Annotated in this window: 22 protein-coding genes and 1 tRNA gene; 20 read left to right on the forward strand and 3 right to left on the reverse strand. The window is 52.7% G+C overall.

The window, feature by feature from the left end:
* The first annotated feature begins 22 nt into the window (after positions 1 to 22).
* The 8 genes from lolB to BLS94_RS08725 all read left to right on the forward strand — a co-directional run bounded on the left by lolB (position 23) and on the right by BLS94_RS08725 (position 6,639).
* Positions 23 to 739 (forward strand): lipoprotein insertase outer membrane protein LolB, encoded by a 717-nt coding sequence (gene lolB, locus BLS94_RS08690; protein WP_090959725.1) that lies wholly within the window; start codon positions 23 to 25, stop codon positions 737 to 739.
* A 15-nt stretch (positions 740 to 754) separates the two neighbouring features.
* On the forward strand, positions 755 to 1,600 hold the full coding sequence (gene ispE, locus BLS94_RS08695; RefSeq protein ID WP_090959729.1) for a 4-(cytidine 5'-diphospho)-2-C-methyl-D-erythritol kinase: 846 nt from the start codon (positions 755 to 757) through the stop codon (positions 1,598 to 1,600).
* Between the two features lie 4 nt (positions 1,601 to 1,604).
* Positions 1,605 to 1,679: transfer RNA gene (locus BLS94_RS08700), tRNA-Gln, on the forward strand.
* Between the two features lie 168 nt (positions 1,680 to 1,847).
* The gene (locus BLS94_RS08705) at positions 1,848 to 2,798 is read left to right on the forward strand and encodes a ribose-phosphate pyrophosphokinase (RefSeq protein ID WP_072766492.1); all 951 of its coding nucleotides are present in this window, start codon (positions 1,848 to 1,850) and stop codon (positions 2,796 to 2,798) included.
* 127 nt (positions 2,799 to 2,925) lie between these two features.
* Positions 2,926 to 3,624, forward strand: coding sequence for a 50S ribosomal protein L25/general stress protein Ctc (locus BLS94_RS08710; RefSeq protein ID WP_090959732.1), 699 nt, complete (start codon positions 2,926 to 2,928; stop codon positions 3,622 to 3,624).
* A 93-nt stretch (positions 3,625 to 3,717) separates the two neighbouring features.
* Complete coding sequence (gene pth, locus BLS94_RS08715) at positions 3,718 to 4,293, forward strand: aminoacyl-tRNA hydrolase (protein ID WP_371130259.1); 576 nt, start codon at positions 3,718 to 3,720, stop codon at positions 4,291 to 4,293.
* 97 nt (positions 4,294 to 4,390) lie between these two features.
* The gene (gene ychF / locus BLS94_RS08720) at positions 4,391 to 5,482 is read left to right on the forward strand and encodes a redox-regulated ATPase YchF (protein ID WP_090959738.1); all 1,092 of its coding nucleotides are present in this window, start codon (positions 4,391 to 4,393) and stop codon (positions 5,480 to 5,482) included.
* A 113-nt stretch (positions 5,483 to 5,595) separates the two neighbouring features.
* The gene (locus tag BLS94_RS08725) at positions 5,596 to 6,639 is read left to right on the forward strand and encodes an IS481 family transposase (protein WP_090959741.1); all 1,044 of its coding nucleotides are present in this window, start codon (positions 5,596 to 5,598) and stop codon (positions 6,637 to 6,639) included.
* Positions 6,640 to 6,802: 163 nt separating this feature from the next.
* Here BLS94_RS08725 and BLS94_RS08730 read toward each other — a convergent pair whose 3' ends face one another.
* The 3 genes from BLS94_RS08730 to BLS94_RS08740 are packed head-to-tail and all read right to left on the reverse strand — an operon-like array spanning position 6,803 to position 10,421.
* Positions 6,803 to 8,794, reverse strand: coding sequence for a DUF3732 domain-containing protein (locus BLS94_RS08730; protein ID WP_218124773.1), 1,992 nt, complete (start codon positions 8,792 to 8,794; stop codon positions 6,803 to 6,805).
* Between the two features lie 8 nt (positions 8,795 to 8,802).
* Positions 8,803 to 9,264 (reverse strand): three component ABC system middle component, encoded by a 462-nt coding sequence (locus tag BLS94_RS08735; RefSeq protein ID WP_090959747.1) that lies wholly within the window; start codon positions 9,262 to 9,264, stop codon positions 8,803 to 8,805.
* The gene (locus BLS94_RS08740) at positions 9,261 to 10,421 is read right to left on the reverse strand and encodes a hypothetical protein (protein WP_090959750.1); all 1,161 of its coding nucleotides are present in this window, start codon (positions 10,419 to 10,421) and stop codon (positions 9,261 to 9,263) included. The genes BLS94_RS08735 and BLS94_RS08740 overlap by 4 nt, the downstream gene beginning before the upstream one ends.
* Before the next feature lie 664 nt (positions 10,422 to 11,085).
* Here BLS94_RS08740 and BLS94_RS08745 point away from each other — a divergent pair.
* From BLS94_RS08745 to BLS94_RS08800, 12 genes are all read left to right on the forward strand, one after another.
* Positions 11,086 to 11,280 (forward strand): hypothetical protein, encoded by a 195-nt coding sequence (locus tag BLS94_RS08745; protein WP_090959754.1) that lies wholly within the window; start codon positions 11,086 to 11,088, stop codon positions 11,278 to 11,280.
* Between the two features lie 456 nt (positions 11,281 to 11,736).
* Positions 11,737 to 12,033 (forward strand): FmdB family zinc ribbon protein, encoded by a 297-nt coding sequence (locus tag BLS94_RS08750; protein WP_090959757.1) that lies wholly within the window; start codon positions 11,737 to 11,739, stop codon positions 12,031 to 12,033.
* 17 nt (positions 12,034 to 12,050) lie between these two features.
* On the forward strand, positions 12,051 to 12,716 hold the full coding sequence (locus BLS94_RS08755) for a DUF502 domain-containing protein (RefSeq protein WP_090959882.1): 666 nt from the start codon (positions 12,051 to 12,053) through the stop codon (positions 12,714 to 12,716).
* A 29-nt stretch (positions 12,717 to 12,745) separates the two neighbouring features.
* Positions 12,746 to 14,512 (forward strand): aspartate--tRNA ligase, encoded by a 1,767-nt coding sequence (aspS, locus tag BLS94_RS08760; protein ID WP_090959760.1) that lies wholly within the window; start codon positions 12,746 to 12,748, stop codon positions 14,510 to 14,512.
* 118 nt (positions 14,513 to 14,630) lie between these two features.
* The gene (gene nudB, locus BLS94_RS08765; protein ID WP_090959885.1) at positions 14,631 to 15,125 is read left to right on the forward strand and encodes a dihydroneopterin triphosphate diphosphatase; all 495 of its coding nucleotides are present in this window, start codon (positions 14,631 to 14,633) and stop codon (positions 15,123 to 15,125) included.
* A gap of 286 nt (positions 15,126 to 15,411) precedes the next feature.
* Complete coding sequence (gene nadA / locus BLS94_RS08770) at positions 15,412 to 16,512, forward strand: quinolinate synthase NadA (RefSeq protein ID WP_090959763.1); 1,101 nt, start codon at positions 15,412 to 15,414, stop codon at positions 16,510 to 16,512.
* Positions 16,513 to 16,602: 90 nt separating this feature from the next.
* The gene (locus tag BLS94_RS08775; protein ID WP_090959766.1) at positions 16,603 to 17,355 is read left to right on the forward strand and encodes an endonuclease/exonuclease/phosphatase family protein; all 753 of its coding nucleotides are present in this window, start codon (positions 16,603 to 16,605) and stop codon (positions 17,353 to 17,355) included.
* A complete protein-coding gene (locus tag BLS94_RS08780) occupies positions 17,352 to 18,356 on the forward strand; it encodes an L-threonylcarbamoyladenylate synthase (protein WP_090959769.1) in 1,005 nt (334 codons plus the stop codon). The genes BLS94_RS08775 and BLS94_RS08780 overlap by 4 nt, the downstream gene beginning before the upstream one ends.
* A 62-nt stretch (positions 18,357 to 18,418) precedes the next feature.
* Positions 18,419 to 19,180 carry an HAD family hydrolase gene (locus BLS94_RS08785; RefSeq protein ID WP_090959773.1) on the forward strand — a complete coding sequence of 254 codons (762 nt, stop codon included), beginning with the start codon at positions 18,419 to 18,421 and terminating at the stop codon, positions 19,178 to 19,180.
* 139 nt (positions 19,181 to 19,319) lie between these two features.
* Positions 19,320 to 19,763, forward strand: coding sequence for a phosphate-starvation-inducible protein PsiE (locus BLS94_RS08790; RefSeq protein ID WP_072766480.1), 444 nt, complete (start codon positions 19,320 to 19,322; stop codon positions 19,761 to 19,763).
* A 15-nt stretch (positions 19,764 to 19,778) separates the two neighbouring features.
* Positions 19,779 to 20,270: a 5-(carboxyamino)imidazole ribonucleotide mutase gene (gene purE, locus BLS94_RS08795; RefSeq protein ID WP_072766479.1), complete on the forward strand. Its 492-nt coding sequence runs from the start codon at positions 19,779 to 19,781 to the stop codon at positions 20,268 to 20,270.
* Positions 20,267 to 21,436: a 5-(carboxyamino)imidazole ribonucleotide synthase gene (locus BLS94_RS08800; protein ID WP_090959776.1), complete on the forward strand. Its 1,170-nt coding sequence runs from the start codon at positions 20,267 to 20,269 to the stop codon at positions 21,434 to 21,436. Before purE ends, BLS94_RS08800 begins: the two co-directional genes overlap by 4 nt.
* Positions 21,437 to 21,461: the final 25 nt, after the last annotated feature.

Genomic DNA, 21,461 nt, shown 5'->3' on the forward strand with positions numbered 1-21,461 from the left:
CTAATGAATTATCTGGGATAATATGAGTCATTCTGGTATTGCGACGATGCAGCCAGGCATCCGGGTGGGTCTGCCGTTAAAACAAGATTTCGTTTTCTCTTGGCAGGTTTTCATATTCTGCATACTGTTCATACCGGTTTTTTTTTCGGGATGCGCTACTTTCAGCACTCATACCCACAAAAATGCCGTCAGCACTATCGTCACCGAACCTGTTGCCGGTCTGACCAACGCGACGGCAGCGGATTTCGGGCTTATTGGCAGGGTATCGGTGAAGGGCGGCAAAGAAAGCTTCTCAGGTGGAGTACAATGGCGTCACAGCGACAGAGGCGATGAAATTCTTCTGCTTTCTCCATTAGGTCAGACGCTGGCGCAAATTCAGCACACTACCGATGGCGTATACCTGACTACCTCCGAGCACAAGCGTTATTACGCGACCGATGTGGAAAGCCTGACGGAACAGGCGCTAGGGTGGCGATTGCCCCTCATAGGGTTGCAATACTGGGTACAAAGCCTGAATTCGCCCACTACGGCATCGGCGATAGACCTGGACATGGACGGGTCCGTGGTGGCTATTCGGCAGGACGGATGGGAAATTGATTATGCGGGCTATGCCCCTGCGGCGCTGACACAAGCCAGGCAGTCCGGGACTACGTATCCGAGTCCGAGGTTATTGGTACTTAAGCGAAACGGTCTTCAGATAAAACTCATAATAGATAACTGGAACCCAGGGGACCGCTGAAGCCACGTGGATTTGATGACCAGACTTGCTTGCCCTGCTCCCGCCAAACTTAATCTGTTCCTGCATGTAGTAGGACGTCGGGAGGATGGCTATCACCTGTTGCAAACTGTGTTCCGATTGTTGGATTTCTCGGATCAGCTTCATTTGGCGCCACGGACAGACGGCTTGGTTAAGTTGCATACGCCAACTCCCGGTGTACCTGAAGACAAGGATCTGTGTGTGCGTGCTGCAAGGTTGCTGCAGCAGGAAAGCGGCATTTCTCTGGGTGTCGATATCTTTCTAGAGAAGCGTATTCCGATGGGAGGCGGGCTGGGAGGCGGCAGTTCCGATGCGGCCACGACATTGCTTGGACTCAACCGTTTGTGGGGCTTGGGCTGGAAAAAGAGTCGGCTATTAGAACTGGGACTCAGATTGGGTGCGGACGTGCCGGTATTCATCTTCGGAACCAATGCCTTTGCTGAAGGCATAGGCGAAGCGCTTTCGGCTATCGCCCTACCAGACGCATGGTATCTGGTCCTGACGCCGTCCGTGCACGTGTCGACCGCGCAGGTTTTTGGCAGCAAGGAATTGACACGAAACACAATCCCAATCAAAATACCGCCCTTTTCCATCGAGCACGGGCATAATGATCTGGAACCGGTGGTATGCCGGCTATATCCAGAGGTGGCGCGCCATCTTGAATGGCTGAAGCAGCTCGATGGTCCCCGGATAGCTGCAATGACGGGCTCCGGCGCTTGCGTATTTGCGGAGTTCGCCACAGAGCGGGCGGCAAGGTCGGCGCTGTCGCAAGTTCCGTCCGGTATGAATGGTTTTGTGGCACAGGGACTGAACCATCATCCCATGCATGATTTTGCGGAATAGTTATTGGGGAGTCGCCAAGTGGTAAGGCACCGGATTTTGATTCCGGCATTCGTAGGTTCGATCCCTACCTCCCCAGCCAGTTTTCAGGTTTTGAAATATAAGGAACCTCCGAATAATCCCACGCGCACTCCACGGAAGCGTAATCAGGCTTTCCAGACCCAGCCGGATCAGACGTGCGAGAGCCGCTTGTATTCGCTTGAATCCCTCAGTTCCAGGTTTAGAATTTTCAAACTTATAGCTTCCAGCCATGGCCTACGATAGCTTGATGGTTTTTACCGGCAACGCCAATCCCAAGCTGGCTCAGGATGTGGTGCGGCATCTGAATATCCGTATCGGCCGTGCCACGGTGGGCCGCTTCAGCGACGGCGAGGTGATGGTGGAGATCCTCGAGAATGTCCGAGGCAAGGATGTGTTCGTGTTGCAATCCACCTGCATGCCTACCAACGATACACTGGTAGAACTGCTGGTCCTGGTGGACGCGTTGAAGCGGGCTTCCGCTGGGCGAATCACGGCGGCGATACCCTATTTCGGCTACGCCCGCCAGGATAGACGGCCGCGTTCGGTGCGGGTGCCAATCACCGCCAAAGTGGTAGCTAACATGCTGACCACCGTCGGGATAGACCGATTGTTGACCATGGATCTGCATTCCGACCAGATTCAGGGATTTTTCGATATTCCCGTGGACAATATTTATAGCATGCCGATCCTGCTGGGCGATCTGTGGAAAAACGATTACCAGAACCTGGTAGTGGTTTCTCCTGATGTGGGCGGAGTGGTACGGGCCAGACAGATGGCAAAACGCCTGGAATGTGATTTGGCAATCATAGATAAACGCCGCCCCAAATTTAACGTCGCCAAGGTAATGAACATTATCGGCGAGGTTGAGGGGCGTACCTGCGTAATCATGGATGACATGGTGGATACCGCCAACACCCTGTGTGAAGCAGCCCGTGCCTTGAAGGAGCAAGGGGCGGAGCGAGTGCTCGCTTATTGCACCCATCCGGTACTGTCGGGCAATGCCGTGGAACGCATCGAGAATTCCGCCCTTGATAAATTGGTGGTCACCGACACAATTCCGCTACGGGAGGACGCCAAAGCTTGTGTTCGTATTCATCAGCTGAGCGTGGCCAGTCTGTTGGGGGAAACGATGCTGAGGATCAGCAATGAAGATTCTGTGAGCTCACTGTTCATGGAATAAGAAGGACATATCTACGAATTCGGAAGAAGAGAAAAAAGAAATATCTCAACAAGAATTCCGGGAACGGTACAAGTTTTATTAATCAGGATCATCTGGTCGCGGATGATCCACATTTTGGAGAAAACAGATGCAAATTGAAATCAGCGCCAGAAAGCGCGTACTGCAGGGCAAGGGTGCGAGCCGCCGCCTGCGTGGTTCCGGTGTCGTCCCGGGAATCATCTACGGCGGAGAAAACCCGGCCCAGGCAATCGAGCTGGATCATAATAATCTTTATCATAAGCTCAAGCTCGAAGCCTTCCATGCCTCCATCCTTTCCATGGATGTGGAAGGCCAGAAAGAACGGGTTCTATTGCGCGACATCCAGATGCACCCGTTCAAGCTTCAAGTGCTGCATATCGATTTCCAGCGTGTCGACCCGAACAAGAAAATACACATGAAAGTGCCATTGCACTTCATTAACGCGGACATTGCCCCCGGAGTGAAGCTTTCCGGCGGGATCGTCAGCCACGTGCTTACCGAACTGGATATTTCCTGCTTACCCAAAGACCTGCCCGAATTCATTTCGGTGGATCTGGCCGAGCTGGCTTCCGGAAATACGTTGCACCTGAGCGATCTGAAGCTGCCGGAAGGTGTGGAAATTCCGGCGATCACCAAGGGCGACAATTTGCCTGTGGCGACCATCGTCATTCCGCGAGCAGTGGCAGCGGAGGAAGCCGCCGCGGTCGTGGCCGCGGGCGATATCCCGACAACGGTACAGAAGAAAGAAGCTTCAAAGGAAGGGGAGAAAAAGGATTCCGGCAAGAAAGACGGGGGAAAGAAGAAATAAACCCTGTAATTTACGTGAGGCCCGCTGGAGCCATGTCTGTTCCAGCGGGCTTTTCTTTAATGAACAAGCGTATTTTTCCTTCTGTCGGATTCAATGAAACTCATTGTCGGCCTGGGCAACCCCGGTAAGGAATATGCGGCGACTCGCCACAATGCGGGTACCTGGTGGATATACCGGCTCGCGGATGAGTTGCGTATTACGCTAAAAGCAGAAGCCAGGTTTCACGGCTTGTGTGCGCGCATTGGGCGGGGTGATTCAGAGTTGTGGCTGCTCAACCCTCAAACCTATATGAACGTAAGCGGAAAATCCGTTGCAGCCTTGTGCCGCTTTTATAAAATCCAGCCTGAAGAGATTCTCGTGGTTCATGATGAACTGGATTTGCCGCCCGGAACCTCCAGACTGAAGCTGGACGGTGGATTGGGTGGACACAATGGCTTGAAGGACATCGCTGCTCATCTTGCCACCAGAGAGTTCTGGCGCCTGCGCATTGGCATCGGTCATCCAGGCGATAAAAACGCCGTGGTGAATTATGTATTGCAGCCTCCCCGCCGGGAAGAAGCGGCGCTGATAGACGACGCTATTCACCGCAGCCTGGAAGTCTGGCCGCTCATCGCGGAGGGCAATTGTCAGGCAGCGATGATGAAATTGCACACCAAAAGTAAGGAATAAACGGTAAGTCTTGCGAAAGACCGGCGGTTCATCTCATCTTTACATTTCAGGATTCATTTAGTCTGAAATCTTCTAATCTTTACAGTTCGAAAAACTTATGAGCCTGAAATGCGGTATCGTTGGTTTGCCCAATGTGGGGAAATCCACTCTATTCAATGCACTGACTAAGGCCGGCATAGCCGCGGAAAACTATCCGTTCTGCACCATCGAGCCCAATGTCGGTATCGTCGAGGTTCCCGATAAGCGTTTAACTGCGCTCTCCGCCATCGTCAAGCCGCAAAAAGTGCAACCCGCCATCGTCGAGTTCGTTGATATCGCCGGTCTTGTGGCGGGCGCATCCAAGGGCGAGGGGCTGGGAAACAAGTTCCTTGCCACCATCCGCGAGACAGACGGCATCGTCAATATGGTGCGTTGCTTCGTCAATGACAACGTCGTGCATGTTGCCGGTAACGTCGATCCGGTTTCGGATATCGAAACCATACAAACCGAATTGGCGCTAGCCGATCTCGCTACGACGGAAAAGGCATTGCATCGAGAAACCAAGCTCGCCAGATCCGGCGATAAGGATGCGATCAAGTTGGTGGCGCTACTGGAAGCGACACGGGCACACCTCGACCAGGGTAAACCCGTCAGAAGCATGGGGCTGGACAAGGAACAACAACAACTGCTGCAACCGCTCTGCCTGTTGACCGCCAAGCCAGCCATTTACGTGGCCAACGTCGATGAAAAAGGCTTCACTGATAATCCGTTGCTGGGCCGAGTGGAAGAATATGCCGCGCGCGAGGGTGCGCCGGTGGTAGCAATATGCGCAGCTCTCGAATCGGAAATTGCAGAGATGCCGGACGAGGATAAGCAAATCTTCCTGGACGATATGAATCTGGAAGAGCCGGGATTGAATCGTCTGGTTCGTGCAGCATACCAACTGCTCGGCCTTCAAACTTATTTCACCGCCGGCGTGAAAGAAGTGCGCGCCTGGACCATATCAAAAGGAGATACGGCGCCCCAGGCCGCCGCAGTGATTCATACAGATTTCGAGAAAGGCTTCATCCGCGCCGAGGTTATCGCTTACGAGGACTTCATCGCGTGCAAAGGCGAGCAGGGCGCCAAGGAAGCCGGAAAAATGCGGTTGGAAGGCAAGGAATATGTGGTCAAGGATGGAGATGTGATGCACTTTCGGTTTAATGTGTAGTAGTTTAGATTTAATCTGACAGTAGGGCCTTGCCAAGAGTGGGGTTACCCGGTTTGATAGAGGTTGCGAAATCTTTATCAAATAGAGCGCTGGAAGCGCAAAGGAGTAACCCCATGAGTAGTGTTCAACAAAACGTTATTAAACACAAGGTAGGCCTGCTTAATCTGGCAGCCGAGCTTGGCAATGTATCCCGAGCCTGCAAGGTGATGGGTTTTTCCCGCGATACCTTTTATCGTTACCAATCGGCCATGGAATCAGGCGGTATTGATGCCCTGATTGATGCCAGTCGCAGGAAGCCCAACCCCAAGAATCGAGTGGAAGAAGCAACCGAGTTGGCGGTAGCTGCATTTGCCATTGAGCAGCCTGCCTTCGGGCAAGTGCGGGTATCCAATGAGTTGCGCAAACGCGGCATCTTCATCTCGCCTTCAGGCGTTCGCTCCGTCTGGTTGCGCCGTAACCTGGAGTCATTCAAGAAGCGTTTGTCAGCCTTGGAGCGCCATGTTGCGGAAACGGGCCAGGTTCTGACCGAGGCGCAGGTCAGTGCGCTGGAGAAGAAGCAGGATGATGATGTGGCTCATGGCGAGATTGAAACGGCTCATCCAGGCTACCTGGGCTCCCAGGACACCTTCTATGTCGGCACCATCAAAGGCGTGGGCCGGATCTACCAGCAGACATTCGTCGATACCTACTCCAAGTGGGCCGCGGCCAAGCTCTATACGACCAAGACGCCCATTACCGGCGCCGATCTGCTCAATGATCGGGTGCTACCTTTCTTTGCAGAACAGGGCATGGGCCTGATCCGAGTCCTGACTGATCGCGGGACCGAATACTGCGGTAAACCCGAGACCCATGATTACCAGCTCTACCTGGCGATCAATGACATCGAGCACTCCCGCACCAAGGCCAATCACCCGCAGACCAACGGCATCTGTGAGCGCTTCCACAAGACCATTCTGCAGGAGTTCTACCAGGTGGCGTTCCGGCGCAAAATATACCGGTCAATCGAGGAATTGCAGATCGATCTGGACGACTGGCTGCACAGCTACAATCATGATCGCGCTCATCAGGGCAAAATGTGTTGCGGTCGAACACCTATGCAAACATTAATTGACGGAAAGGAGGCCTGGCACGATAAAATCACAGCACTGAACAACTGAATCTGATCTGACATTCAGGGAAGTAGAGGTCGAGTGGGTGGAATTCGACCTTGAAGCCACGCTCTGGCGCATCCCCGCTGAACGCATGAAAAAGAAGGAGCATTCAGCGCCACTCGCCCATGCTCATCGCTGGATTCCGATTAACTAGTCCCACTCAGGTCTATCAATCATCAGCAATGAACCCTCGTTCGCGCCAGTTCGCCCGCACGTAGTCCTTGAACACGTAGCCTTCACCGAGCTCCAGATTATCTGCATGGTCGGAGACAATAATTTGCGGCATCACCCCGGTCTCCTTCTCAGTTTCGGCACAGAACTTAGCGAACTGTGTGAACATGTTGATCACCGAGCCTAGGTCAGCATCCAGTTTCTCTTCTCGTTTTGCCTGCTTTGCCAACTCTCTCGGCTCAAAGGCCTTGCCGTCATCTAGCGAAGCCGGGAAATACACCTGAGTGGGCTGATCCAAAAACAAGATCGGCGGGATCTTGCATCCCTCGTCTGAGCGCGCAGCAAATTGATGGTGCAGCGACATGAACAATGCCAGGTGTGAGTACAGCCAGTTCGCCCCGCTGCCCATTGAGCGCAGGTAAACGCGGGTATTGGAGTCCCGCTGGTACCAGAGGTCGAACGACTCAAGGTCGAATTTCAGGTTGACCGGCATGTAGGTCGCCTCGAAATCAAAGTGATCGCCAATCTCACACATCTTGGTGTTGATCGCCTCCTGCAGACCATTCAGTCGTTCCTCAATGTTGTACGCCGTCAATTGCTCGTCGAGTTCCTTCACCCGACCCTGCCAATGTTTCTTCTCCTTCTCCAGTTCCGACAACGGCTTGTCGATCTGCGCTTGGATTGCGATCTCCAGCTTCAGCTTCGCCTTCATTGCCTGCTCATCAATCGACTTCGACGTTTGCAGTTTCTCAATTTCCTCTTCGAGAGGCCGGAGGTCGGCCTGGATGCGTTTAAGTTGATGGTTGATCTCCTTGAGTTCACCATCGACTTTTCGGCGCTCTTCCACGAAGCTCTCGCGCGCGTAGGCAGACAGCCGCAGCTCACCATTCAACCACTCGATAGCAGCGGCAAGCTTGTTCGCCTCAATTATCGGAATGCTGATCTGAGTTTCACACCAAGGGCAATGCGCCTCGGCCAGCTCTGTCGACTTCGGAATGCCACTGCCGGTCATATCCAGTCCGAATTGCACGGCCGATTTGATCGAACCATCGATCAGACGCAGTTGACCTTGTGCCCTCCGTTTCTTGACCAGGACGCCCGCTTGTTCATCCAGTAGCTTCCGGCGCAGTTGATCGGCCTGATTCGAAAGCACATCGATCTTGACCGAGCGACCCGAAATCAACTTTTGCGCCGACTTGGGATCGGCCCAAATCTCATCTGCTGTCATCTGAACCATGGAATTGCCGGCCAACGCCTCGAACTCCGAGAGGTACCTCTTATATTCCTTTATGCCGTCTTCTTTGCGCTGCTGCATCTTGGGAATTTGAGTCTGGATTTTTTTCAGCTCGTACTTAGCCAACTCGAAGTCTTTGGCTAAATCGAAATATCCCTCACCTACCAATCCCATTAGGATCTTGAAATGGTCGATCGCTTGGTCACGCTTGTACTTCTGATCGAAGCGATAGAAGATCGCGTGCTTATTTGCCACCAAGTTCTGGTGCTGCAGCATGAACGACGAGAAGCTACGCACCGATGGGGTTTCGGTTTTTGAGCGGCCGCTTGCCTTGACGAAGGGATCCTCGTCGATATTCTCCAGCGTTATGGCGAAGTGCCGCCCTACGCTTTTCTTGAAATCGTCCAAGGGCATGAAACGGCGCTCATCAAAGAACGCCGAAGGCTGCTTCAGCAAACCCAATAGATAGTCTAAATCCCTGCCCATCACCTCCTGCAGGAAACACCGATTGGCCTTGGCAAAGCGCGCTGTTACCAGCATATAGGTGGGGAATTGGAAGACCGTGAAGAACAGCTTCGAACGATCGGTAATAACCCCGACTGGAATAGTGTCCTCGGTACTGCCCAAGCAGTAATCGAAGATCTCGATGATCGCACTTTTACCCGTCGATGACTTACCGGTGATAATATTCAGGCCCGGCAGGAACGATACATAGTGGAGCTTGTTCTCGTAATCCGCCACACCGATGTACTTCACAAAACACTTCACAGTGATTTCAACCCCAACGTCCTGTAAATGGAAACAACGTTTACACTCGAAAAGACAATAGAAATCTTTCTACCCGCGTCAAGAAGCTCTTTGTTTGCATTGGCCACCCGCACTTCCCCGATCGACCTCACTGATAAGTCGTCGGCTACCTCGATACCGCGCTCGGCGGTTAGGATCAGCATCGCCGCATTGGTAAGCGACTTGAAATCCTGTACCCTCGCCGCGAGGCCCACCAAACGGCTCTGCTTCTTACACATCGTTCTCAGCGAGCTCGTCTTATTGGCGCCTATCAGGAAGGCGCGCATGGGTGGATAAAGCACCATCGGTAGCACCAGGTAACTGAGCAGCACGCTTCGCTCCTTGATGTCTGACGTCTCATAAAACTGGTGAATGACAGGGGCCAGGGCGAAGGGCGAACGCTGGAGTGTAAATAGAAAATCAATTGGACTGCTGTTCATTCCCACATCTTCCAATGTAATTCTTGTGACCGAGTGCTTGGTTCTTCGTCTGCCAGCATTTGGTATATCCCGTTGCGAAATTCACTCGGGGTGTGGTCATATCCACAGAGTCGGTCAACCTGCAGTGCGCATCGTTCAAAATAGAATTTCTGCGACTTTTTGTGCAGGTCAGCGATGCTCAAGCCAGCCGGGCAGTCGACAAGGTAACTACGCCGACTACTGATATGGGATTTATATTGATTGCGAGTATAGTCCTTGATGTCTGATTGGGAAACGGTGCAATCCTCGATCAATTCAGAAATATAGTGTTGCGCACATAACAAGTCTACTGTCGCGTCACGAATACTGCTATCAGCACCAATCTCACTAAGTTTTTTAGCAAACCGGCGGGGCTGAACGTCCATGCCATTCGCCGTGCATTCAAGCATCTCATGATCCACCTCGGGAAATTTCAAAGTGCCCGCCATATACCTTGAAGTCAACTCCCGCGTCTTTGAGGTAAATGCTTGGCCGGTAATCTGCCAACCACTAGTCATTAAAATCGGGCTGGTCATGAAGCCGAACATATCGTTCATGTACTCATCGCAGCGATGATCCCAGACGGCGCGCAGGCACTGTTTCTGGTAGCGCGCGATGCGCTCCGTGAGGTTGGGCTGGTCGGTTGCGATCTGCATCTTCTCAAGCACATCCATAAGATCTGAACGGCGCTCGTAGGCAAGTACCTCTCGTTGCAGCTTCAACGATTTGGAAGCAATCGCCTTGTCCGATTCCGCTAGCCTCGCTTCCGCAGCGTTGTAGATGTCCTCCAGCACCTTCAGTCTTTCCTCAGCCGTCAAACTATCCCAACTTTTCAGGCTTGCATTTTCACCAAAAATCTGGGTCGTCAGAAGAACTAAGTTAGTGTACTTCCGACAGTCGAACTCCGGCTTGAGCCAGTTATTCAAAGTTTTCCAAAAATTATGGTGACTGTCCGTCAAATTGTCGGCATAGTACTTAACTTCTATCTGTTTCTTGTCCGAGACAGTTACATCACCGAAGACTTCAATCCACAGGCTTTCATCATCCCCAAGTAAGTGGCAGCACTCCATCGCCACCAGTATCTGGTACTTGAGGGCTATAAAAAGCTTGGTTGCATCAAAATCGAGTTTTACGTCCACGACCACTCCAATCTCGAGAGACAGACCGGCCAGCGAGCAGCATCTGCCTTCCTGGCCTCAAAACCTCCAACATTGCTGGATGTATATCCAGCTTTTTTTGCAAATGGCATTGGTAGGTTATAAGGACCAGAATACATGATGTCCCTTTGGTCGAAGCCAGCCACTTCCCTTTTATTTACGCAAGCTCTATACAGCAGTAGAAGTAAACATGGACCAGCGAAACTGGTCAGCCGTGATCGGTACTTTGATCAATTTTCATTAGAACCTGCACTGTAGCCAAAGCCCTTCCTCGCTCTAATGAAATAGTCGCCTGAACTTTATATAGTGCTTATACACGCGCTGCCGTTCGTGTTCATGAGCCAAAAATCGCTCATCAGTTTGATGCTCATCAAAATAGATTCGTTGGACACCGCCAAGGAGGTGGACCGTATTTTACATCAGCATGCAACCAATTTGGTCCGTCATGGAAATTTGTAAGACATTCGCGCCAGCAGCATTATTTTAGGTCCGATACTATTGATTATCTGTGCTGTGAGTATCGGCATCTCAATTTTTTCGTGACGCATCTAAACGCAGACTTTGGCGGCGCCAATTGTTGCCTATACTATATTCAGCCGCAAATAAAATTTTGCGAAGTCAGTTGCGAGAGAAATATGGAGGAGTTATGAAATACAAGGTTCTTATAACACCTGCCGAGCCATCGATAAACGGTGAGCCCAATTACAGTGGCGTTCTGGCTGATTACGATATCGAAGCCGATTCGGAGACTGAAGCTGGAGATTTGGCGTTCACTCGATTTTGTCAGGAAAAACCTTATCACTCTCTCAATCGCGATGACTATCTCATAGACGTGCATTGAAAATCGGATGTGTCGTGTCGTGTCAGGTCTGATCTGCGCTGGAAACGCGCTGTAGATCTGCCTTAAAACATACTCGTGCCATTTTCGATATCCACCTATCAGTATTTTACTCGGGTTCGATTTCCTGTTTCCTATCCCAACTTCTTACCCTTAACTCCGAATTTCGGTATTAATCCAAGGTTCGTTCAGCTATATTTCCGTGCACCATTCACAGTTTGATGAGTGGGTCGCTCGATAGCTTGGTAGGTCGGGCTGCGCCCGACGATCAAAAAACGATGTCGGGCGCAGCCCGACCTACAGTGCTACGCTTCACCCATCCTGCTGCACGCCAAAAGCATATTCAGGTATATCCGCAGCTCCATCTTGTAATCCCCGCTTGCAGCCCATATTTTCCGGTTAGGCAAGTGGTTGAGGTATAATTCCATTTTTTCTATTCCGCTGTATTGGAGGGCTGTCATGCCGATCTATGAATACCGTTGCGGGTCCTGTGGTTTTGAAAAAGAATATCTGCAAAAGGTGAATGATGCGCCGGTTGCGGCGTGTCCCTCGTGCGGCAGCGATGCTTATGTCAAGCTTATTTCCGCTGCGGGCTTTCAATTGAAGGGTAGTGGCTGGTACGTTACCGATTTTAAGAACGGTGCAAAGCCGAAACCGAAATCTGATGCGGAAGCGCCAGCCGCTGTCAAGAATGAAACCGGACCTGCAGCAGCACCAGCTTCGGGCGCTGCGTGCCCGGCTTGCCCGGGTGAGTAAGCTTGCAACCTGCTAACGTGAAACGCTATTTCATTACCGGGCTTTTGATCTGGGTACCGCTGGGCATTACCGCTTGGGCGCTGAAATTTCTCATTGGTACCATGGATCAGTCCCTGCTGCTCTTGCCGGAGGCCCTGCGCCCTGAAGCGCTTGTGGGCGTATATGTGCCCGGCGTTGGTACGGTGTTGACCTTGCTTGTGGTATTTCTCACCGGCTTGCTGACGACGAATATCATCGGCCAGCGGCTGGTGATATTCTGGGAAGGCGTTTTATGGCGCATACCGGTCGTAAAATCGATCTATTACGGGGTCAAGCAAGTCAGCGACACGCTGTTTTCCAGTCAGGGTGAGGCGTTCCGCAAGGCATTGCTGGTGCAATATCCGCGTAAGGGTTCGTGGACGATCGCATTCATGACCGGGCACCCGGGCGGTGATGTGGCCAACCATCTCAAGGGAGACTATGTGAGTGTCTATGTGCCGACTACACCCAACCCTACTTCCGGATTTTTCCTGATGATGCCGAAAAGTGATGTGATCGAGCTCGACATGAGTGTGGATGCGGCATTGAAATATATTATTTCCATGGGTGTCGTCGCGCCCGGCAATGGTAAAAAAGATGCGAACCAACCCCAGGCAGCGCTGCTGCATGGCGCTGCCAGTTCCGCTTCAAGCGACAAATCCTGATTTCTTTTTCCCCCGATTACAGAGCTGTCATGCGTACTGACTACTGCGGCCTCATTGATGCCAAATATCTGAAGCAGAATGTCACCCTCTATGGCTGGGTGCATCGCCGTCGCGACCATGGTGGAGTCATATTCATCGATCTGCGCGACCGCGAGGGGTTGGTGCAGGTGGTATGCGATCCCGACAATGCGCCCACTTTTGAAAGCGCGGAGAAAATTCGCAACGAGTTCGTACTCAGAGTTACCGGCACGGTAAGACCCCGTCCTGCTGGGACCATCAACCCCGACCTCGTCAGCGGTGAAATCGAGGTGCTGGCACAGTCCATCGAGATACTCAATGCTTCGCTCACGCCACCGTTTCTGATGGACGATGAAAACCTGAGTGAAGCCGTGCGCCTGGAACATCGCTATCTCGATCTGCGACGTCCGAAAATGCAGGAAAACCTGCGGTTGCGCTACAAGGTGGCGATGGCGGTTCGCGTATTTCTCGACCAGCACGGCTTCATCGATGTTGAAACGCCCATGCTGACCAAATCGACACCCGAGGGTGCGCGCGATTACCTGGTGCCGTCACGTGTCAACACGGGACATTTTTTCGCGCTTCCACAATCGCCGCAGTTGTTCAAGCAGCTCCTGATGGTTGCCGGATTCGACCGTTACTACCAGATCACCAAATGCTTTCGCGATGAGGATTTGCGCGCCGATCGCCAGCCGGAATTCACCCAGATTGATATCGAAACATCTTTCCTGAACGAAGCTCAGATCATGGCGCTGATGGAAGAGATGATTTGCGGAATATTCAAAAGCGCAATGAATATTGATCTGCCAAATCCCTTCCCGCGCCTGGCTTACGGAGAAGCAATGTCCCGGTACGGCTCGGACAAACCGGATTTGCGTGTCTCGCTGGTTCTGACCGAGCTTACCGATGTGATGCAGGATGTGGAATTCAAGGTCTTCCGCGAAGCCGCCCTGAAAACCAGCGGCAGGGTGGCCGCGCTCCGGGTACCGGCGGGTGGGACATTATCCCGCAAGGAAATAGATGACTACACCAGTTTCGTAGCAATATATGGGGCGAAGGGGCTGGCCTATATCAAAGTCAACGCGCTGGAAAAAGGCCTTGAAGGCTTGCAGTCGCCGATACTGAAATTTCTGCCAGAGGCAGTGATACAAGTTATTCTCGAGCGTACGGGCGCTGAAGATGGCGATCTCATATTCTTCGGTGCGGACAAGGCCCAGGTGGTGAATGAGGCGCTGGGCGCGTTGCGCGCCAGGGTCGGGCATGACCGTGGACTTGCCGAATTTGGCTGGAAGCCTTTATGGGTAGTTGATTTTCCCATGTTCGAGCGCGATGAGGAAGAAAACCGCTGGAAAGCCTTGCATCATCCGTTCACCTCTCCTGCGGATGGCCACGAAGACCTGCTGGAAAGTGACCCTGGAAATGCATTATCCAGGGCTTACGATATGGTGCTGAATGGCTCGGAAATTGGCGGTGGCTCGGTGCGTATCCATCGCCAGGAAGTACAGTCAAAGGTATTCCGTGCGTTGAATATCGGCGCCGATGAGGCGCATGAAAAATTTGGTTTTCTGCTGGAAGCATTGCAATACGGCGCGCCGCCTCATGGCGGCATCGCGTTTGGACTCGACCGTATCGTTGCCATGATGACGGGCTCCGAATCAATCCGCGATGTCATTGCTTTTCCGAAGACGCAGCGCGCCCAATGCCTGCTGACCCATGCGCCCAGCGCGGTGGCTGAAAAGCAGTTGCGCGAATTGCACATCAAGCTTCGAAATATGTAAGCGCCAAAAGCAAAAGCTCGGAGCATGGTCGCGCGGAGATCCGGATTGAAAACAGTGCTCTCCGCAGGTGGGAGTAATTTTTCCAATCTCTATTCTTTGCGCAATAATCGCGGTGAAAATTTATAAGACGCCGGTTTCCGTCCTGGTAATTATCCACACGCCGGATAGGCAGGTTCTGTTGCTGGAGAGGGCGGATCATCCCGGGTATTGGCAATCGGTTACGGGGAGTCAGAATCAAGGCGAAACGCTTCTGCAAACGGCAGCGCGCGAAGTGGCTGAGGAAACCGGACTGGATGCCAGTTGCTACGAGTTGACCGACTGGAACATTCAGAGCGAATACGAGATTTATGAGGAATGGCGGTGGCGGTATGCACCTGAGGTGACGCACAATACCGAGCATGTTTTTGGCCTGCTCGTGCCAGCGCCGGTTCCGGTCACGGTGGCAGCAAGAGAGCATCTTCGCTTTGCCTGGTTTCCTTTGGAGAAAGCAGTGGAAAAGGTTTTTTCACCGACTAACGCAGAGGCGATACGAAAGCTGACGTCAGATAAAAGCGACAGAAATAATCGTAGCGAAAAAAATCCATGCCTGGAGCCGGGTAGAACCGATAGTTAGGATATTGGTCTGATAAAGTATTTTCCAGGCAGACCTTTGGATAGCTACCCGAGTTGCCAGCAGGATACTGGAGCATAATCGTGGCAAAACAGCATCTGTAATGAGCTGCTTCAAAAATGAAATGCTCCGTGCAGATGGACCGCGTCAACGGCGCATATGCCTTGAATTAGTCCAGTTTTAACAGCTCAGTTGCATTGCAGTTGCCAACTCGGCTCTTGATAAGCGATCCATGTGGGTCCTATTAGAGGTTGTCTAACCGTTTCCAGAGGAAAGAACAGGAGTAGCCATGTCAGCGGAAGCTATTGCATTTGAACGTTTTGATAACTTGAAAGATGATGACTGCGCGCAGCGCATTGTGGAGGCTAAAGCCGCACTCGGAAAGCGCGTCGTTATACTCGCTCATCATTATCAGCGTGCAGACGTTTACAAGCATGCCGATCTCACTGGCGATTCCCTGAAGCTATCGCGCCTTGCCGTGGAAACCGATGCGGATTATTTGGTATTTTGCGGCGTGCATTTCATGGCTGAGGTGGCGGATGTTCTCTCCAAGCCGGAGCAAATCACCATCCTGCCTGATCTCGCGGCCGGTTGCTCGATGGCGGATATGGCAAGTCTTTCCAAGGTGGAGCGTGCCTGGCGCGAGTTGTCGGAAGTGCTTGACCCTGATGAGACTATCACGCCCGTGACCTATATTAATTCGGCCGCTGATCTAAAAGCCTTTTGCGGCGAGCACGGCGGCATCGTCTGCACTTCCAGCAATGCGACAAAGATTCTGGAGTGGTCCTTTTCGCGCCGCGAAAAAGTACTTTTTTTTCCGGATCAGCATCTGGGACGCTGGAGCGGCCACAAGCTGGGGGTTCCATTGGACGAGATGGTGGTGTGGGACTTTGATGAGCCGTTGGGCGGGCTTACACCAGAGCAAATCAGGAAAGCAAAAATCCTGCTATGGAAGGGGCATTGTTCGGTGCATCAGATGTTTCAGCCGCAGCACATATTGCGATTCCGCAATCAGCATCCGGACGGAAAAGTGATTTCACATCCGGAATGCAGTTTCGAAGTATGTAAAAATTCCGATTTTGTTGGTTCTACCGAGTACATCATCAAGACCATCCGCGAAGCGGAGGCGGGAACCCGCTGGCTGGTGGGTACCGAACTGAATCTCGTCAGCCGTATTGCGGAGGAGTTCAAACCCGAAGGGAAAATAGTGCAGTTCATGGCCTCGACAATCTGCATGTGCTCCACCATGGCGCGCATCGATCCACAACATCTGGCGTGGACACTGGAAAACCTGATCGAGGGCGAAGTGGTGAATCAGATCAAGGTGCCGGCTGCCGAAGCGGTACTTGCCAAGCTGGCACTGGAGCGGATGCTGGAGGTTTCAATATAATGAAAAGATACGATTTCTCCAGGGGACCGGAAACGGATATCGGCGGGGAGCATGCATATCAATTTTCCGGGATAAGCTGACGTTCACCATATGCTCAATACGCTGCATATCGCGACCTATAACATTCACAAAGGTTTTTCCCATTTTAATCGGCGCATGGTGTTGCATCAGTTGCGTGACAGCTTGCGCGCGCTCAATGCAGACATCATTTTTTTGCAGGAAGTGGTCGGCCTCCACAAGGGGCACGCGGCGCGTTTCGAAAACTGGCCTTGCAACCCCCAGTACGAGTTTCTTGCCGATTCGGTCTGGTCGGATTTCGCATACGGAAAAAACGCGGTATACACTGAAGGGCATCACGGCAATGCAATTCTAAGCCGTTACCCTATTATGCGATGGATCAACCTCGATGTTTCGGCGCATCGTTTCGAGAGCCGGGGCCTGCTCCATTGCGAGATCGATGTTCCTGGCTGGCCGGAAAGGCTCCACTGCATATGTGTGCACCTGGGGCTGTTCAAGAGAGGGCAATCCCAGCAATTGCAAGTGTTGGGGCAGCATATCGAGCAACTGGTCCCGCGAGGGGCACCGCTGGTCATTGCCGGAGATTTCAACGATTGGCGCGAAATAGCGAGCCGCGTTCTGGTTGAGCGATTCAGCTTGATCGAAGCTTTTGAGTCGACTGAGGGTAGGGCGGCGCGCAGCTATCCCTCGGCATTACCGTTGTTCCGGCTCGACCGCATCTATGTGCGAGGGTTCCAGGTAGAAAAGACGCAGGTGCATCGAGGCCATCCCTGGTCGAAAACTTCCGATCATGCTGTGCTGTCGGCGACAATGACGCTCAGATGACATTATCCGAACCGCACAGCCAGATCACCGCTGCTGCTGCGCTGCTAAGGGCGGGCGGGGTAGTGGCCTTTCCTACCGAAACGGTTTATGGTCTTGGGGCGGATATCTCTAGTCCTTCTGCGGTACAACGTATATTCGAGATAAAAAAACGGCCGGTGGATCATCCTCTCATCGTTCATTTTGCCGGCTCGTCCCATTTGCAATGGTGGGCGCAAGAAGTGCCCGAACAGGCTTGGCAACTGGCCGAACACTTCTGGCCGGGGCCGCTGACTCTGGTATTGCGGCGCAGCCGTCACGTGCCGGAAAGTGTAACGGGAGGTCAGGATACGGTTGGGTTGCGGGTGCCGGATCACCCCGTCGCGCTTGCCTTATTGAATGCACTGGGCTCGGAGAAAGCGCTTGCCGCACCGTCCGCCAACCGGTTTGGGCGTATAAGTCCCACAACGGCGGCTCACGTGCGGGAAGAGCTGGGTGAGTCGGTAGATATGATTCTGGATGGCGGTCCGTGCCGAGTTGGCCTGGAAAGCACAATTGTCGGATTTGATGGCCAAATGGCCGTCATATTGCGGCCTGGCGGCATCTCGTTGCCAGCACTGGCAGAGGTATTGAAAGGCAGGGTGACACTATCCGGACAAGAGAAGCTTGCTGTACGCGTGCCGGGTGCGCTCAAGTCTCACTATGCGCCGGAAACGCCATTGGAGCTCTGGCCTTCGGGATCATTATCTCCCCGCGCGCTCCAACTTGGAGCAAGAGGATTGCGCGTTGCGGTAATAGCTTGGTCGGACCAACAAATGGATCATGCCGAAAACAAAAATATCGTCCATTTTTCCATGCCTGCTGAACCGGCGGGATACGGTCGTCTTTTATATGGAACGTTGCGCCGTTTCGACCATGAACGGTTCGATTGCTTGCTAGTGGAAGCCCCTCCGGATAAACCAGGCTGGATGGCGATTGCGGATCGGTTACAACGCGCCAGTTGTGCCGTTCAGCGCGATGATTGAACTATATCGTTCATGGCAAAAGATCTCGAAAATAAAGTGATAAGGTGGAGGTAAAGGTGGCGATGAATAGCGCGGTTCGTGCGGTACTGTTTGACGTTGACGGCACATTGGCTGATACCGAGCGTGACGGGCACCGTCTCGCTTTCAATGCCGCGTTCGAAGAGTCCGGCCTCGACTGGGAATGGGAAGTCGAACTCTATGGCGAGCTGCTGGCTATAACGGGTGGAAAAGAGCGCATCCGGCATTTCATGGAAAACTATGCACCCGCCGAACTGAGCAGAAGCGGACTGGATGAGTGGATAGCCGGCTTGCATAAGGTGAAAACGAAGCACTATGTGAATTTGCTCGAAAGCGGCGGAATTCCGCTACGTCCCGGTGTGGCTCGCCTGATTCATCATTTGCGCGATACGAATATAAAAATGGCTATTGCGACTACCACGACACCGGAAAACGTAACCGCACTTTTAAAATCTACGCTAGGGGAGGATTCCCCCGGCTGGTTCGATGTTATTGGCGCGGGAGACATTGTTCCCGGAAAAAAACCCGAACCGGATATTTATCACTGGGTACTTGATCAACTGGGGTTGCCGGCACAACAATGCGTGGCAATAGAAGACTCTGAAAACGGGCTGAGAGCATCGCTTGCTGCAGGGCTCGATACGGTAATCACGATTAGCGATTACACTCGACTACAGGATTTTAGCGGAGCGGCGGTAGTATTGTCGGATCTGGGCGAACCGACGCAACCATTTACTATGCTACAGGGGAATCTGCCTGTCACCGGTTGGGTGGATAGTGCACTACTGCTGAGGTTGAAGGGTTGAAATACAGGGGGAAAGCCATAGAGCCGCCTGCAATAATCATCGCCCACTTCAATCAAAATCCGCGCCCCAAAATTGGAATTGTCATCTGGAAGAGGTAGTATCGGTTTTGATTGCTGGCAATTGCTGACAGAAAAATAAAATGCTGAATCCCCGCACCACTATTTATTCCCGCAGAATGCTTCGACTCTTTGAAGCCGCAGGACTCATCGTTATCGCGTTGGCCACGATATTCGCAGGTTATCAAGAAACCATGCTGATGGTACACAACGCCAGAGTTACGCTTGCAGATCTGCTGCTGATGTTTCTCTATCTTGAAATCCTGACTATGGTGGGGTTATATTTCGAGTCCGGCAAGCTGCCGGTACGATTCCCTCTTTACATCGCAATGGTGGCGATGGCGCGATATGTGACCGTCGATATCAAGGAGATGGATAGTATGAGGCTGCTCGGTGTCTCCGCCTCGATTGTACTGGTCGCATTGGCGGTTCTGGTCATCCGTTTTGGACATGTGCGTTATCCCTACCTGGAAGACCTGGAGGATCTGGAAGACGCGACGTCCAGAAAAACGCGTCCCCTCGATTGAAATGAAGGGCATTAGATGAACAATCCTGTGGTTGGCGTAATAATGGGTAGCAGTAGCGATTGGGAAGTCATGAAGCATGCGGCTAATATATTGAGTGAGTTTAATGTGCCTTACGAGGCCGAGGTGGTTTCCGCTCATCGTACTCCGGATCGCATGTTCGAGTATGCGGAAACCGCAGTCAAGCGAGGGCTCAAGTGTATTATCGCTGGTGCCGGCGGTGCGGCCCATCTCCCTGGAATGATTGCCGCCAAGACTATCCTGCCGGTACTGGGCGTACCGGTTACCTCCAGGCAGCTTAAAGGGCTGGACTCGCTTCTTTCCATTGTGCAGATGCCCAAGGGTATCCCCGTCGCCACCTTCGCCATAGGCGATTCGGGTGCATCCAACGCGGCATTGTTTGCCGTTGCGTTGCTGGCGGTGGAAGATACAAAACTCGCAACGCGTCTTGTCGCATTTCGCGAAACTCAGGCAGCAACGGTCGCGGCAACGACACTGCCTAAATTATGAGCATCAGGCCGGGAGCGATGCTGGGGCTTCTTGGCGGCGGCCAGCTCGGCCGCATGTTTATCATGGCTGCGCAGCGCATGGGCTACCGTGTCACCGTACTCGATCCAGCCGAAGGGAACCCATCGAGCAGCGTGGCTAACCGCCATTTGCGTGCGGATTATCTCGACGCCGATGCGCTGGGTGAACTCGCATCCACCTGCGCGGGCGTTACCACGGAATTCGAGAATGTTCCCGCTGAGTCCCTTCGAATACTCGCTGAGCACTGTGTGGTCAGTCCGGCAGCAAACAGTGTAGCGATTGCGCAAGATCGCATTCTTGAAAAAAATTTCCTTGCGGCAAACGGGTTGGGGGTTGTGCCGTATGCGGTAATACAGAATTCACATGAATTGCATAAATCGCTCAATCTGGATGAGGTGTCGCCCCAAAAGCGTCCGGAACTGTTTCCTGGATTATTTCCGGGTATTCTCAAAGTAAGCCGTTTCGGTTACGACGGCAAGGGCCAGGTACGGGTAAAAAACGCAATAGAACTGGATCATGCGCTGAGTGGAATGAACCGGACTGCATGCGTGCTGGAAAAGCTGTTGTCATTGGAACGTGAGGTGTCGGTTATCGTATCGCGCGGATTCGATGGCGAAGTTAACACTTTTCCCGTATCGGAGAATCAACACCGTAACGGCATACTCGATGTCAGCATTGTTCCAGCCAGGGTATCGGAGGCTGTCGTTCAGAAAGCACGTGAAATTGCGGTTCGGGTTGCGGAGAAACTCGATTACCGTGGCGTTTTATGCGTGGAATTCTTTGTGCTTGCCGATGGCAGGCTGCTAGTGAACGAAATTGCTCCGCGCCCACACAACAGCGGCCATTACACTATTGATGCCTGCGCCACCTCCCAGTTCGAACAGCAGGTAAGAATACTTTGTGGCCTGTCGCTCGGCAGCACGGCCATGCACGGGGCAGCGGTGATGGTGAATTTGTTGGGCGATCTATGGCAGCGGGGAGAGCCGGAATGGGAACAGTTGCGGCGGCATCCGAATGTCGAATTACACTTATATGGCAAGCTTGACGCTCGTCCAGGACGAAAAATGGGGCACTATACCGTGCTCGCCGAGACGACTGAAGCCGCGTTGCAGCTTGCGCTCGAAATCAAGCAGTCGCTGGAATGTTAGCGTGTCTCCATATTTACAATGGCAC

The organism is Nitrosospira sp. Nsp18 (genome assembly GCF_900103145.1).
Classification (GTDB): domain Bacteria; phylum Pseudomonadota; class Gammaproteobacteria; order Burkholderiales; family Nitrosomonadaceae; genus Nitrosospira.